13 protein-coding genes are annotated in these 16,042 nt (G+C 36.7%); 1 reads left to right on the top strand and 12 read right to left on the bottom strand.

The annotated features are described in order from the left end of the window. Positions 1–239 precede the first annotated feature (239 nt). From MKY08_RS08560 to MKY08_RS08505, 12 genes are all read right to left on the bottom strand, one after another. Complete coding sequence (locus MKY08_RS08560) at positions 240–5,183, bottom strand: S-layer homology domain-containing protein (protein WP_069511059.1); 4,944 nt, start codon at positions 5,181–5,183, stop codon at positions 240–242. A 48-nt stretch (positions 5,184–5,231) separates the two neighbouring features. Continuing rightward, positions 5,232–5,756, bottom strand: a complete 525-nt coding sequence (locus MKY08_RS08555) for a tail fiber protein (RefSeq protein WP_069511057.1) — start codon at positions 5,754–5,756, stop codon at positions 5,232–5,234. A 22-nt stretch (positions 5,757–5,778) separates the two neighbouring features. Further along, positions 5,779–6,279: a tail fiber protein gene (locus tag MKY08_RS08550; RefSeq protein WP_069511055.1), complete on the bottom strand. Its 501-nt coding sequence runs from the start codon at positions 6,277–6,279 to the stop codon at positions 5,779–5,781. An 11-nt stretch (positions 6,280–6,290) separates the two neighbouring features. Further along, on the bottom strand, positions 6,291–6,800 hold the full coding sequence (locus tag MKY08_RS08545) for a tail fiber protein (RefSeq protein WP_069511053.1): 510 nt from the start codon (positions 6,798–6,800) through the stop codon (positions 6,291–6,293). A gap of 533 nt (positions 6,801–7,333) precedes the next feature. Continuing rightward, complete coding sequence (locus MKY08_RS08540; protein ID WP_069511051.1) at positions 7,334–7,915, bottom strand: redoxin domain-containing protein; 582 nt, start codon at positions 7,913–7,915, stop codon at positions 7,334–7,336. 146 nt (positions 7,916–8,061) lie between these two features. After that, complete coding sequence (locus MKY08_RS08535; RefSeq protein ID WP_069511049.1) at positions 8,062–9,468, bottom strand: nitrous oxide reductase accessory protein NosL; 1,407 nt, start codon at positions 9,466–9,468, stop codon at positions 8,062–8,064. 42 nt (positions 9,469–9,510) lie between these two features. Beyond that, positions 9,511–9,999 carry a nitrous oxide reductase accessory protein NosL gene (locus MKY08_RS08530; protein WP_024363523.1) on the bottom strand — a complete coding sequence of 163 codons (489 nt, stop codon included), beginning with the start codon at positions 9,997–9,999 and terminating at the stop codon, positions 9,511–9,513. 217 nt (positions 10,000–10,216) lie between these two features. Beyond that, positions 10,217–11,386 carry a toxic anion resistance protein gene (locus tag MKY08_RS08525; protein ID WP_024363515.1) on the bottom strand — a complete coding sequence of 390 codons (1,170 nt, stop codon included), beginning with the start codon at positions 11,384–11,386 and terminating at the stop codon, positions 10,217–10,219. A gap of 785 nt (positions 11,387–12,171) precedes the next feature. After that, entirely contained in the window at positions 12,172–13,422 is a 1,251-nt protein-coding gene (locus tag MKY08_RS08520) for an ABC transporter permease (RefSeq protein WP_342534876.1), read from the bottom strand. Then, on the bottom strand, positions 13,400–14,305 hold the full coding sequence (locus MKY08_RS08515; RefSeq protein ID WP_069511344.1) for an ABC transporter ATP-binding protein: 906 nt from the start codon (positions 14,303–14,305) through the stop codon (positions 13,400–13,402). The genes MKY08_RS08520 and MKY08_RS08515 overlap by 23 nt, the downstream gene beginning before the upstream one ends. Positions 14,306–14,317: 12 nt before the next feature. Then, the gene (locus MKY08_RS08510) at positions 14,318–14,848 is read right to left on the bottom strand and encodes a DUF2812 domain-containing protein (RefSeq protein WP_069511346.1); all 531 of its coding nucleotides are present in this window, start codon (positions 14,846–14,848) and stop codon (positions 14,318–14,320) included. Positions 14,849–14,877: 29 nt separating this feature from the next. Beyond that, entirely contained in the window at positions 14,878–15,192 is a 315-nt protein-coding gene (locus MKY08_RS08505) for a helix-turn-helix transcriptional regulator (RefSeq protein WP_069511348.1), read from the bottom strand. 263 nt (positions 15,193–15,455) lie between these two features. On the opposite strand from MKY08_RS08505, the gene MKY08_RS08500 reads away from it, so the two are divergent. Continuing rightward, positions 15,456–16,037, top strand: coding sequence for a TetR/AcrR family transcriptional regulator (locus MKY08_RS08500; protein WP_069511358.1), 582 nt, complete (start codon positions 15,456–15,458; stop codon positions 16,035–16,037). Positions 16,038–16,042 lie beyond the last annotated feature (5 nt).

The raw sequence follows: 16,042 nt of genomic DNA, 5'->3' as shown, positions 1-16,042 counted from the left end.
AGTTAAACTATATCTATATACCTAGTAATTTATTAAAAATTAGAACTTAAAAAGGATAAATGAATTATAAAATTCACATTCAATTAATCCTATAAAGATAGGAATTTTATATTAGATAGTTTAGTTATTTACAGAAAATTAGGAGAGTAGTGAGGGGAAATCGGGTGAACATTAAAATAGCTGGCGATTATTAAAAACCGCCAGCTAATAGCATCATAATAGAAGATAATGTAATGTCCTTATTTTGTTTCATTTGTTGCTGCGGCTTGAATTTCATAGAAAGCCCAGTGATTGCTTGGAATATCCTTAAAGATTGGTACTGTGCTATCTGTCAATACTGGACGATTGAAAAGTCGATTAAGGACTTTTACCGCCTGTGCACGCGTTAGTTTCTCTTCAGGTCTAAATTGACCATTCCCTGAGCCAACCATAATACCCATCGAGCTTATGCGTTGGATTTCCTGTGCAGCCCAATGCGTAGATGCCACGTCACTGTATGTTTCGCCATTTGCTGTTATTTCACAATACGGCGTATCTGTAGTTCCTTCTGCACATTGCTTATCAATCCACCTTACAGCAATGACCGCCATTTGGGCTCTCGTTATCATATCGTTCGGACCAAATGAACCATTTTGACGACCTTGCATAATTCCTTCGGTACGAACATACTCTATATCATTTTTTGCCCACGAAGCAGCTGTATCTGCATAAAAAACATTAGACGCTTCTGGTACATTATGATTACTTAGGTTTCTTGCTAGCATTGCTGCCATTTGCGCACGTGTGACATAGGCATTCGGACGGAATGTACCATCTGCGTAGCCTTGAATATAAGAAGCAAATGACTTGTTCACTTCTGTAGGTTCCTTTTCGGGTTGTTCTTCATGCGCTTGTTCTACATTTAGTAATGTAAAAGTAGAAAAATGCTGCACATCAAAAGCAATCGCTGTTTGCCCTTTCGCAAATTCTACAATTCGTCCACGGATGATTTCGACTGAACCATTACTATGCTCTACGTAAACCATTAATTGTTCTCGTTGAGCTGAAGTTAAATTCGCTGGTAATGGTAGTAGCACTGTTACCGGACGATTTTGTAGATTTGTGTCAATCGAGATTGACTGACCAACAAGCTTTACATTAGCGCCATGACTCTGTTGTAACACTATTTCCGCTTGTTTCGCTCGGTCTTCGATTGCTTTTTGCCGTAGGGCATCCTTAATCGGAACGATTCGGAAGTAAATATCTTCATTGAAGTCAGCCATAGAAGTATAGGGAACATCTATTTTGACCATCGTCATATCAATACCAAAATAGGATTTGCCCTCTAGTAATCGTTTAGCTGCCTCTCTAGCAAGTATCACCTTTGTCTCACTTGCTGGTTGCGCCATATCGGGAATGACAAGTCGAGATTTTTTATCTTCTTGATTCGCTAATTTTCGAAGAAACTCGTTTGCATTGGCCACCGTAAAATTCACGCTATCTTGGAAACTACCGTTAAGAAATACGCGTGTTAACACGGTTTGCAAGAGCACCTCGTTAGGCAAACGCGGATCTACTACATTCACCATAAATTGATTACTTGGTACAACGGGGTCAGGACTTGATGTTGATGTTGATGATCCTCCATCTCCTGGTACATAGTTTGGAGACCATACCGCATACAATACAAGGTTCCCTTTCCCCATTTGAAGCGTTTGCCCTGCTTTATAAGTAACGCCTTTTCCATCAGCTTTCGTATTCCAGCCTACAAATGAAAATCTAGCTTTAGTTAAATCCCCATTATTTAACACAGTTATTGTTTCCTGTGTTTTATAACGCTTCGAATCGATAGGCACGTTCCCCCCATCCGCTCCGTTGCTGTCATACATAACGGTATATGTTGGTAATGCGCTTGTTGTAAAATACCAAGTCGTATTATTGGTAATGCCGTCATACACATTACCAGCCAAATCGCTAAATGCTCCTGCATCAATTTGAATGCTATAAGCCGTGTTATTATTAAAATCCTTTGTAGGATTTATGGTCACGCTGTGATTCGCGATTGAAACATTGGCATGTGTAACATCAATCGTTTCAACAAGTTGATTTGTAGTAGCATTGCGAATAACAATATTTTTATTCGTAACTGGCAAGACCTTTTCATTAAATGTTAACACAAGATTATCTGTAGGCTGTACATTCGTTGCCTGATGCGCAGGGAAATAGGTTGTTATTTCAGGAGCCTTTTTATCAAACACGACAACTGTTCCTGATGAAACGTCTGTCACTTGTAAGCCATCATTCCCCGCTAAATCTTGATAATCTATTGTAAAAGGAATCGGTCCCTCTGCATCACCTGACTTTAGCGTATAGCTTGCTTGCCATGTTTTAGCATCCCCATCACCTTTATCGCTTACATTTGCTGTTTGTCCTAGAATCGTAACATTTGGCGATTGAATTGCCTCACTTGTCTCAAAATCGATTGTGATACTATCATTGACCTTTGCAACTGTTGGATTAGCATTAGTTGACACCATAGTACCCTTCTTTACAGTTGGTTTTACGCCATCAACTGTAACAAAGCTACTATCCGTTACGTCCGTTACCTCTATGGCTGCATTACCTAGCACATCTTTGAAATTGATGGTAAAAGGTGCTATGCCCTCTAAATCACCATGCGCTACCACATAAGTCGCCTGCCAGTTCGTCGAAGCGCCACTTACAGTAGCTGGTTTTCCAGCAATGGTAACAGATGGTGTTTGAATCGTCTTATCTGTTTTCATTGCTAATGTGATAGTATCGCCTACCTTTGCCTTTGTCGAATCTAGATTAGTCGATTTAATGGTCACTTCTACTGCTTGTGGCAGCACTTTATCAATCGCAAAAGCAACGGTAGTCGTGTTACCTACGCTATCTATTACAACCAAAGTATAATTTCCGGTTGACTTTACAATAGTGCCACTTGTGAAGGGAGCTCCATTTAAGGTAGCAGTTCCTTCATTAAAGCTTATCGTTACGTCGGTGTTGTAAACCCCACTATTGGCAACACCTGTTATAACTGGAGGCGTTGTATCGAGCACAATCGTATCTGAAAATGCATTCGATAGATTACCAGCCGTATCCTTTAGTTGCATATAAACCGTTTTACTACCATCCCCATTTGATAATGTCCAACTTTTCGTAGATATGTTTGGCTCCCAACCGGACCAAGTAATCCCATCATTCGAAAAGCGCATTTCTATCGCTTCTCCTTCTATATCCATTGCCGTCATTGTTAAGGTAACGTTAGGAGTACTTGTAGATGCTAGTCCATTATTAATGGTCATTGTGCCTGTAGGCGCGTGATTTTTAGTAATTTGGATTATAAACTCCTTATCAAACGTATTGCCAGCCTCATCTGTTACGCTTATCGTAATCTTATAACTATTTTTCGTATCGTAGACAAACAGCGCATTTGTCTTTAATACATTTCCATCAATCGTAAAGAAGCTTGTATCCCCTGACTGTAATGCATATGTGAATGTTGCTGAACTTCCTGAATCTGTTGCTACCAATGTCCCAATAGTTGTACCGATGGGCGCCTTTTCTTGTACCGTCGTATTACTAAGCGCAATATTGGTAGGTGGTGTAGCATCATAAATTATTTGTAATTCATTGGAAGCTTTATTGAATGCACCACTACTATTAGTAACAACTTTTTCAGGAATTTTGATTTTCACAGTTCCGTCTGCAATAGGTGATATTTGTGCTGTATATGTGGTACCACTTCCTGTTAGAGAGGTAGCAATACCATTTGTTACAGCTATATCATTGACCGTAAAACCTGTTACTGACTCACTGAATACCGTCGTTATAAGAATCGGATTGCTATTAGTTGGGCTAGTCTTATTTGATGAAATTGTCACGTTAGGACGTGCTTTGACAATAAGATTCATCGTATAGACACCGCTATCATTCATGCCATCGCTTACCTTAAATGCAAAAGAGGAAGCAACACCATTGTCGGTAATATATTTTAACTTCCCTGCATCTAAGTCAACTTTACTAACTGCCATACCATTTGTAATGGCCTCGGCAGCATCGAACTGTTCATTCAGATTGCTATCAAGGAAAAGTTGTCCACTAGTTGGAATGGCAGAGATTTGAATCTGTTTTAATGTGTCACCAGCATCTTCATCAGAAAAAGCAAAGGAAGTCGTATTAAATGTATACACTTGACCTTCATTGACATTTACCGTTCCATTACTGGATGTCGGTGGTTTATTTAATGTAAGTGTTGTGACCTGCTGCATCGTATAAGCACTCTTGGAGCCATCAGCATCTTTAACAATAACATTGAAATAATAGCTTGTATTGGCAGTAAGTCCTGTAACATTATAGGACATAATATCTTTAGCATAACCGCTTCCTAAAGCTGTTCCATTGGATTCAATGGCACTAACCGTATCAATATTATTACTACTAGATTGATAGACACGGTATTCTAAATCTCCTTGAGCTGTTAAATCGTCAGATGCTTTCACCCAGTCCAACTGTACTTCAGATGCATTGATATTTGACGCAGTAATTGCGCTATTGGTAACGGTTGGCGGATTATTAGGAATATCGATTGTAAAATGTGTAAATGTTACATCCCATATCCCCGCCTGTACAGTAGCTATATACTGTACACTGACAGTAATGACAAATGAGTGAATGCCCTCTAAATTTACTGGAATATCATAAATTGGTTCATGAAAGGCAACGGTCTTAAAGGTTACGGGACTTCCTTTTAGATTTCCGTCTTGATCATATCCTTGAATCGTTAAACTTAGCGCATCGTTTGCGTTATGTTTATTAATTGTATTAATCTTTAATGATTTTAAATTAAAGACACCGCCCGCAAAGTTTTCGCCAGCGGAAATTCGAATTGATTTTGGTGGCGAATATTCATTTGCATCAATATAATACCCAGCAGGAAATTGTGTCCCATCACTATACTTTAATAAATCAAAACCATCATCACCAGTACGACTTACTACAAAGCCATTATTCGTATCAGTTAGCCATGTAGGTTGTGTTAAATCTTGTGTACACTTAGGAAAATTCGGTGTATCACAACTAGCCGCCTCCACTTGAACAGGTGACAAAAAACTGATCCCAGTCAATTGGCTAAAAGTCATCAACAGCAAACATAACATGATTATAAAAATCTTTTTCCCCATTTTTGCTTCTCCTTTTTAGTTGATTCACACCCTTCGACAAAATAATTCCTAGTTTCTAGGAGGAAACTCTCCAAATAAACAAATAATGAAATTCAAACCCAAATATGGTTGCATATTATTATGTGGTTGACTTCCACCTGCTTGATCGATCGTCATCACATTCATGGTTGTATTTCCTGAAACTGAATAAGCAGGGAGTGAGCCCCTACCTTGCTGTTCGGTCCAGATTGCTCCCGTTGGCTCATTACTTGCTGTTGGTACATTGTTACAAACAGCCATATGATGATGACTAGGCATTTCTGTTGTTAGTAATGTAACAGTAGCAGAACCTCCAGCTGCTCCGATATTTCTTGGCGTTAATCCTGCACCTGTTCCTTGATGAATCGCTGCCCTCCCATTTAAATTGGGTAAAGCAAAGGTTGTCTTTCCATCTCCTCCATAAACGGTACCTAAGATGGCAAATAACGCACTATTCGAAGCTATGCTTAGTAACTGACCATTACAAAATGCCCAATTTTGTGGCGCGAAATTACCACCAAATATTCGAATTTCTCCCGTGTAGGCTTCTGACATGATTTCTTCACTTCCTTTTTCTTTAATTTCTTGGTGGATAAATGCCAACTAAAGCTATGCAATAATTCGCCACACTGTATGGCTGCATATTTTGATGCGGCTGTGAATTGCCAGATGTTGATAAAGCTTGTGCATTCATATTTGTATTTGGCTCATTAACTGAATAGACAGTATCAGAGGATGTGCCCCATACATTACCAGTAGGCACTTTCAATGAAGCATTATCCGAACTAGCTGTGACAGTATGGTTATGCTTCGGCATTTCATTCAAGGTTAACATATGCGTTTCTTGTCCAGCTTTTTGTCCTATTGTCACACCGTTACCTACATGAACTGGAACCCTTCCTCTTAAATCAGGTAAGGCGAATGTTCGAATGCCATCACCTCCAAAAGTTGTGCCCAATAAGGAAAACAAGGCTTGATTTGTATTAATTTGTAATAATTGTCCATTACATAATGCCCATCCATTTGGAACGCCTGCAAAGCTAAATAATTTGATTTCACCTACAAATGCTTCAATCATCTTTTTTCCTCCTAATTAAATGATGGGTACATTCCGTAAAGAGCGATTATATAACTAATGGTTAAAAAGGGCATTACATTGTCATGAGGCGCATTTCCGCCAACACTTGAAATGCTTGTTGCCTTCATTGTGCTATTTGGTGGTTGTGTCGAATATTGCATGTTTTTCGCCCAAACAGCATTTTCAGGACTAGGTGTCGTACCAGTAAGGGAGGAAGCTTTTACTAGGTGCGTATGAGCTGGAAGTTGTGATGTACTTAAAGTGACAGATTCCGTCCCCCCTATTTGCCCTATAGTATAATTAGTCCCAGTTATTAGGTTTTGCCCTTGGTGAACAACGACTCTACTTTGAAAATTTGGCAAAGCAAAATTCGATTGTCCATCTCCTCCATAAGTCGTACCAATTAAAGAAAAGAGCAATTCATTTTCTGCAATAGGTAAGAGCTGGCCATTGCACAAGCTCCATCCTTGTGGAGCATAGTTACCTGCAAACATTCGAATTTCTCCGACATATGGTTCCATCCATAACACCATCCTTTAAAATTTTTAACTTCAAACATTACATTACTGCAAAATAGATTAAATTGGTTAAATTTTTAGAATGTTTACATAAAATAATATAATATACCTATAATTAACATTTTCATTTCAACCATATCTATTGGCCTATTATGTAGTTATGATTTATCACTCCTCAATTGCAAAAAAATAAAAATGTACGTATATAATTTACAATGCAAGTTGGGTTGACATCCTTCCATTGTGAGATACTAATTTTCTCTCATATAAATACATTCAAATTAAAAATACTAAAGAAAAAAACAACCTAATACTGACAAATGTTAATAGTTAGAACAGGAACATTAAAAAATAGTTAGTCTATGACATGTATATACGAAACTATTAGATGAACTTCAGTTTGTCGCAGTTTATCTGCATAGCCGTGTCAGCATCCTTCAATAAAAATACGCTACTTAAATATAAGTAGCGCTTACTAAACCATTCGATTTATCTTCCAACAAAGAAAAATAGGAGTATGACATCGTCCATTTTTATTATTTAGTCGTGTTAATCAATTCTTTCATTAATGCCTCATTCATTGGCCCTTCAATGATATTTACCATGTTTCCTTTTGTATCAATTATATAAGTCGTTGGCAGTGTAATAACTTGATATTTACTTCCTACAAACCCTTCTTCATCTAACATAATGTCAAAAGTCATACCATGTTCCTTCACAAATTGCGCAACTACCTCTTTTCCCTTATCTTTATTTGTTACGTTAACTGCTAAAATTTCTACCCCTTGATTTTGATATTCTTCGTAAATCTTTTGCATATGTGGCACTTCTTCTTGACACGGCGGACACCACGTTGCCCAAAAATTTAAAAATACCTTTTTACCTACATAATCGGATAAGTGGACTGTTTCACCTTTTAACGTTTGCAACTCAAAATTGGGTGCTCTATACTCTACTTGATTTTGCGTACCCTCTGTTGCATTCGGAGCACTGGTTTCAGTTTGCGCTGTTTCTTCTGTTTTCATTGTTTCTTTTTCATCGATTGGCTTTTTCACATTAATAGCAACAATCGTTATTAAAGTGATAATCATCATGATGGAAATCATATTTTTAACCACAAAAGTAATACCTCCAGTGTAAATAAGGATAATATATGGCTACATATAATCACACAAAGCGAAAACTCCTATCGTGATTTGTCTCAACAACAAATACGATACTGGAGTTTTCGCTTTTGGTATTTAGTCTCAATGACAAACGTATATTACGGCGCTATTTTATCAACCTCATATTGATAATTCATGCCCTTATTATTCGTTTTTGTATATTCCATAATATTTTCTAATTTTTCAGCCACTACATGTTCTTTGCTCATACCTAAGTAGTTTGCTGCACTTGATAAATCAGAGAAGTGGAATAGTTTCCATCCCATAATGCCTTTAGCTGTTTCACTACTATTAAATTTTACCGTTATCGCCTTTTCAACATCAATCCAGTTATTTATGCGTGGTGCTGTTGTGCCATAATCGCGAACATATTTATTCGTAAATGCTAAACCATTTGAATGTTCTTGATGGTACATACATCCAATTCTACAAAAATAATGCGTATATCCTTCTTGGTCAATTGCTTTGGCAGCGTACACTTTATTTGGGTCAGTATTATGTAGATCCATACGGCAAACTTCACAATGAACCCCCGTTTGTGTTACTTCTGTAAATTCAGAAATGCCATCAATCGTAATTGTTTTTACTGCTTTATTGCCTAATTTATCTTCTGCATATACTGTATAAACGCCATTTTTCAGCGCAATAATTTTATCTTTTTGTTTCTCATTTTGCAAAGTGGCAATTTTTGAACCTTTATCCATAAAGTATTCGATGTCTTTATCTCCATAAGCCCATTTCTGATTTTGGATTTCATTATCATCTGTGGTTAAAACTTGGATTTTTTTACTAACCGCTGTTACATCGCTTTCAGGAATTGATAATGTAATGGTTGGTGCCGCTTTATCAATATTTGTGATTGTTATGGATTTCGTTCTTTTGTTACCATTATTGTCTATAGCAAAAACCGTATACGTTCCATTTTCACTTACTGTAAATGCGTTCTCTGTGAATGTTGTATCGGTTTCTGAAAATTGATTTGCTGGCTTTGCACCCTTTGCCCATTGTTTCAAGATTACTTTCTCATTATCTGTAACAGCTACATTCACTGTCACATCTGTCGTCGTCGGTGTTGTTTTACTTACATTCAAGTCAAGGCTAGGTGCTTCTTTATTATATTTTTCCTCAGCACTCGCTTGAATTGTACTGAATTTAACTTTCTTCAAAGTACTATTATTTTTCTCTTGATACGTCTTAATATAATTATCTGCCGCTACTTCTTTTGCGAAATAAATATTTTTTAATGCATTTAATTTAACGATTGTAACCGAATCTAACGGAACCCATCTTTTTGTACTAAAATCCTTTACATTTTTTGTGCGTGTTACCCCCTCATTTAATTCATCATATAACGCTGAAAATACATCTTTATAATAAACGACTTCTCCATCTTTAATCACTTGCACATCTGTCATCGCTGCAAGGGCAGTTGAATGTTGATTACCAGTTAAAAACGCTATTACCATTACACATATAAGCAATCCAACGCGTAAAATATTTTTCATTTTTAATATGTTCCTTTCACAATTAAGCTCTTTTTTATATACCTATTGATATTTTTCAATGCTCTCTTTTTGTACGGTTTTAAACGAAACAATTTCTGTATCTGAATGTTTGGCAACATAGGCCTTGGCATCAGATGCTTTTGCAAAACAGATAAACCCATCGTCCATTGGTGATGCTAGCGTAGTTCTAACATAAGTCGCTTTTTCAGCTTGAACCCACTTTAGTGTATTGAAATCACGAACATACTTTTTATAAGTTGCTTTATTTTTTACTTCATCATATAAAAGGCACCCAATGTCGTCGTAATAAACTACCTTCCCTTTCTTCTTTATAGCCTGTCCTGAAAAAACACCCATTTTGTCTTTTTTTTGGTACACAACCATATTACAAAATGCACAATTTGTATTATTAGGTACATCCTTTTCTAAACTAGACTTAGCTGCCTCCGCATTCAGGTCGTGCTTATTGTCTATAAAATTGATAGCGAGAATACTTAACAAAATCATTCCTAAAACGACTAGTTTTTTCATTGTTTCCAATCTCCTTTCAATTCACCATGATACGGTAAAAATATGAAATAAGTTGAAAATAACTGTGAAATAAATGAAAAATTTCATCGGAATGGGCGTTTGTAAGGGGATTTTCCACTCAAGAGAACTACATGTAGTTTAAATATTAGTGAAAATAAAAAAACTGTAGGCAAACTTGAATTTTGTACAAGTTTGTCTACAGTCTTCTGTTTTATTATTACATTTTTTTTAGTTTTTCATATTCAAGTTGTAGTTTTTCAATACGTTTACGGCCTTCTTCGCGATTTCTTGCTGTTTCTGCTTGAATTTGTTTTGTCTCTTGAATGCCTGCCATAATTGTTTGCCATGTTGTTTCAATCGTTTCAATTTTAATGCTTGGGCTACCTGCGGCACGGGCAATATTCACGCTGTTTTTACTAATGTTTTCAGCATTGCGTACAAGCATTTCATTTGTACGACGATCCAGTTCACTCATTGAATCTGAAATTAGCTTTTGACGCTTTAATGTTACAGCGTGAATTAGACCTTGTTTAAAAATTGGAATTGTTGTAACAAAGGCTGAGTTGATTTTACCGATTAAATGGTTATTACCTTGTTGCATTAAGCGAATTTGCGGTGCCGATTGGAATGATACTTGCTGCGCCATTTCTAAGTCATAACGTCGTTGTTCCAATAATTCTACAGCACGTTGCATCGTTTCAAATTCCATAGCTGCTAGTTGGTCACCTGTTTGCGCTTTTTGCTCTAACATAGGTAAGGCTGAACGTACTTCTTCTGCCTTGACTTCAATAGCTGCAATAAATTTACTTAACGTTTGGAAATAGTTTAAATTTTGGTCATATAAATTTTCTAGGTCGATTGTATTTCGTTTCATTTCAACTTCATATTTTTGAATTTCACGGTAAATGACATCGACTTCTTTATTCATGCTGTCATATTTCGATAAAAATCTTTCTAATTGTTCTTTCCCTTTACTAAACAGCTTTGTCAGGAAGCCGCCTTTTTTCTCTTCCGCAAAATCTTGCGGGTCAAATTTATCCATTACTTTATTTAAATTATTTAATAAAACACTGGATTCTTCAAGTTTGCTCGCTCTCATTGTTGCCAACATTTTATCTGAAAATGTAGAAATACCATTCGCTGTTTCTTTGCCTAGCTCTAACATGGCGATTTGGTCTTTCACATCAATTTTTTGCGCAAGTGCATGCACTTCAGGATCTTTCTTTAATGCCAGTTGATTTTGTGCAATTTGTGATAACTCTTGTTCAGAAATAAGTGTTGGTGTTTGTACTGATTCAGCCTGCAACAACGGGTTAGGTTGTAGCAGTGGATTTTCGGTTGCGAATGGATCTTTTGATTTTAACAAGTCGTTGTTCATTTCAGACATAAGTAATACCCCCTGCGATTTATCTCTTTTATTACATACGATTACGAGATGAAAAAGTTTCATCTATCTCAAGCGTTTACGTGAAAGTTAAGTTAGATTGCGACACTTATCGTTTCTTCAACAAAATGACTACTCCACAAATTATAGCTTGTTTGAACTAAAAATTCGACTGATTCTTCAATTCACCTTACATCTTTTCTAAAAATTAGTATATTGATGTCGAAAACAGTCACATTCTAGTAGCTATCAGACTGCTGACTATAATAAATATGATGTATTTTTATGAAAGTTACCTCGATTTTTTTATGGGCAGGAGCAATTGATTGCAGTGGAAAGCACGACACTCTAGCAGGAACAGCACGAGCAGAAAATCCATTTTTGTGGTGTCCGCCGTTGGAGCCGTACTTGCAAAAAAGGGAGCGCTTGGAACGGAAATCAACGTTTTTTATATTATTAAAAAAAGGGGCTGGGACATAACTAAAAAAATTTAAGAAACAGACGAAAGGTGTTCATAATTTTTTGCTATATGGAGACCTTAGCTATTCTTGCTTTTGCAATTTAAAAAATTAGAAGTGTTCACTAGTTGTTGGTAGCGAAGGCGGTACTCCAGCGGGAACAGCACATAATGTTAGACGCAACAGACCGCGCGTTAGCGAGGGTTGCGGCTTACGGTGTGCCCGCGGAAAGCACCGCCGTAGCGGACAACAACGGCATAGCAAAAAAGTGTTAGATTGATGGCAGTCAATCTAACACTTCTTCTCCTTTGTCCCAGCCTCTTTCCATCATTATGTTGTTACTTTTAATACGGTTTTAAACTTTTGAATTACGCCGCCTGTGCTATACGTTAAGACACTGCGTTTATAGAATGACAAGCTAAATAAATAAGCGACAATAATAGTCACCAATAAAATACCAAGGGACAGTAATGGCTCGATCATGCCAATATCTGTTGCCCCAATACGCATAGGCATCACCATTCCAGAAGTGAACGGAATATAAGAGAAGACTTTAATAATAATTGTGTCTGGATTGCCAATACCTGACAGCATCACATAAAAACCGATTAAGGTAATCATCATTGCAGGCATCAATACTTGACCTGCTTCCTCTACTTTCGATACTAATGAGCCGAATAATGCACCGACTATTAAATATAAAATAATTGTTAATACTAAAAATAGTATCGCATATAACACATAGCCAACCGATAGCTCCTTCACAATGCTTGTCGCCATTTCCCAAATCACACCGTTTTTCGCGAATTTTGCATAGATAAGGAAGACTACTGCAATAATGCCCATTTGCGTCATAGCTAGCAGCAAGACACCTGCAATTTTTGCTTTAAAATGCGTTGCTGGTTTCACACTTACTAATAGCATTTCCATCGCACGTGAGCCTTTTTCAGAAGCAATTTCAGTTGTAATCATTGATAGGAACGTAGAAATAAAGAAGTAAATTAAAATACCGACAGCATAGGATACCCAAAGCCCTGATTGCTTTTCTTCCTCACTTTTTCCGCCAGTAGATGCTTCATTTAAATTTTTATTTGAAATAACCGTTTTTGCTGCCATAATTTGTGCGGCTTGGTCTGAAGTTAGAGATAGCTTTTGCACAGCATAATGCTGACCTGCATATTGTAATAAAGATGATATCGTCGATTGATCATTTAGCTTTAACGGTTGAAATGTTGAAATTTCCGCATGCAATTGACCGTTCTGATCACTTACTTCAACAAGTGCGGCGAGCTTCCCGTCCTTGACTTGTTGTTCCAACTTTTTAATATTTGACTCATCTTGAATAAATGTCATATCACTATTGGACACAAAAATCCCGCTTAAATCTGCGCTCGTATTATTAACAATGGCAATTTGCTGCGCCTCATCATTGCCTGTAAAAAGCTCCTTAATATCCGACCAAAAAATAGCAACGGACATCGCAATTACATATAGAAGGGTCATTGATATAAATGATTTCGATTTTAATTTTGATTTGTATAATTGCTTCATTAACAAACTAAACTTCGACAACGGTACCACCTACCTTATCTTTAAAGATTTCGTCCAATGTTAAATAATCTAAACTAAATTTTTCAATATACTTGCCCGCTGACAACTGTTGGAAAATACTTTCTGCAAAACGTTCATCTTCAAGCAATAACACTGTTTGCTCTTTTTCTACACGCACATCTTTCACACCTTCGAGCTGAAGTAATTCCGTAGTAGACCAATTACTACGCACAGACAGCTTTGTTTTCCCATATTGTTTCTTTAAATCTAATAAACTACCGGAAAATAAGGAGACGCCCCGCTTTAGTAAACATAAATGATCACAAAGTTCTTCCACATTATCCATTTGGTGACTTGAAAATAAAATGGTTGTACCTTGTTCTTTTAACAGTAAAATGGCATCTTTTAGTAAATCTTTATTTACGGGGTCAAGACCACTAAAAGGCTCATCTAAAATTAAAAATTGGGGTTTATGAATAAAGCTTGCAATCAACTGTACTTTTTGCTGATTGCCTTTTGATAGGGTTTCTGCTTTATCTTTGCGCTTTTCTTCTAAGTCAAAACGGCTAATCCAAAAATCAATATCTTTTTTAAGCTCTGCTTTTTTCATGCCTCGCAGTTCTCCAAAGAAGTATAATTGGTCCTCTACTTTCATCGTAGGAAAAATCCCACGCTCCTCTGGTAAATAACCAAGTACATCTCGGTTAATCGAATTGACTGGCTTCCCATTCCAAGATATCGTACCAGCAGTTGTTTCCTGTAAATCTAAGATCATACGAAAAGTCGTTGTTTTGCCCGCACCATTTTGACCAATAAGCCCAAAAATCTCACCTTTCTCAATAGTGAAATTTAAATTATCCACCGCTGTGAAATCTTTATATTTTTTTGTGACATGCTGTAATTGTAATGTCATCTTTCATCCTCCCTACCCCTCAAATATATGTAAATCATGTTCCAAATGCTTTTTACGTCTTTGAATTTTTCGAATCGGTACATACATGAACAGCGCCATCACCATATTCAAGATGCCAAGATTAATAGACATGAACGCTACTGGCGACGCCGTAAATCCCGTAATGATATTGAAAATTCCAATGATAATATTGAGCAACGCAATTGGGATAAACAATCTAGTGATTGATTTTAAATATTGTATTTTAGAAGGTGCGTCTGAGAATAATTCAAAGTCCCCATCAATCGCTTCTTTTCGATAATATGCCCAAACACCGAATTTAGAAACGCATTCAATATTCATCGTTTCCAAAAATTCATAATAATCTTTCTTTTTACCTTCAACTAATTCATTGCGGTAAATATACTTTCCTGGCTCGCCTTGTTCAAATACAAAGAAACTTATTATGTTTTTTTGTAAATGCCATCCTTGTGCAGCCAATTCATTTACCCATGCCTCTTCTTTTTCATAATCTAAAAAAAAGCGAAATTTAATTTTTTTCATGTCAACACCTCCTACATGCAAATACGTTTTTAAGCTTTTCCATTCGTTATACGGATACCATTGTCAAAAAGTTCCCTTAATCTCAAAATTTCGTATTCAACCACTCTCTTCCCATTTTCTGTAATTATATATTCCTTCTTGCGTCCATCATCGTCCAATGCCTCAATCCATTGTCGCTCCAACAATGTTTTGATAGCGCCGTATATTGTACCTGCGCCAAGACGAACACGACCTTTACTCATTTCTTCCACTAATTGCATAATGCCATAGCCATGACGCGCTTCAAATAATGCCAACAAAATATAATAAACACCCTCAGTTAACGGAGGATATTCCTGTGTCATACTAAAACCTCCTTCAATATATCGTCTAACAATATATCGGCTGACGATATAATTAAAATATATCAACGTCCGATATAGTTGTCAACAACGATAATAGAATAGTATGGCATAATCATTTAAATACCATACTTGTTTACCCACGAACCAAACGTTGGAGTTCGACTTCCTACATTTTTTAATAATTTAGCGCTTTATTTTTATTGCCAATCTAAATAGCGCATGGTAGCATGTAAGTAACTACTTGCATAGGAGGACTTAGTTTATTGGCAACAAAAGAAACAGCACAACGCATAATTGATGCAGCCTTACAATTAATTAGCGAAAAAGGTTATACCGCAGCCACAACGAAGGCAATCGCAGACTTAGCACAAGTCAATGAGGTCACTATTTTCCGCCATTTTGGCAATAAGGAGGGGCTCTTAAAAACGATTGTAGACAAATTTTCTTACAACCCAATTTTGCAAAAAACAATGCGTGAAGAGGTGACATGGGATTTAGAAACGGATTTAACCCGCTTTTCAATGCAATATTTCGAATATATGATGTCTATCAAGGACTTTGTGATGATTGGCTTTAAGGAATCGATGCAATTTCCTGAAATAAATGCTGAAATAGCAAATGTGCCTTTACTCTTTAAAAATGAACTAATACATTACTTTAAGGAAATGCATCATAAAGGAAAAATTCGAGAGGTCAACTTTGAAGCGGCTGCACTATCTCTTATAGCCCTTAATTTTGGTCACTTTATTTCACGCGCTCGATTAGGTACAATCGTTTCTACCCTTCCAACAGAAGAACTGTTAAAAACAAGTGTTGCAATTTTTTCTAGGGGTTTAACTTCCTAGAAAAA

It is taken from the genome of Lysinibacillus sp. FSL M8-0337 (assembly GCF_038593855.1).
GTDB classification, from domain to species: domain Bacteria; phylum Bacillota; class Bacilli; order Bacillales_A; family Planococcaceae; genus Lysinibacillus; species Lysinibacillus sphaericus_D.
This window is presented reverse-complemented; position numbering and strand designations above follow the sequence as displayed.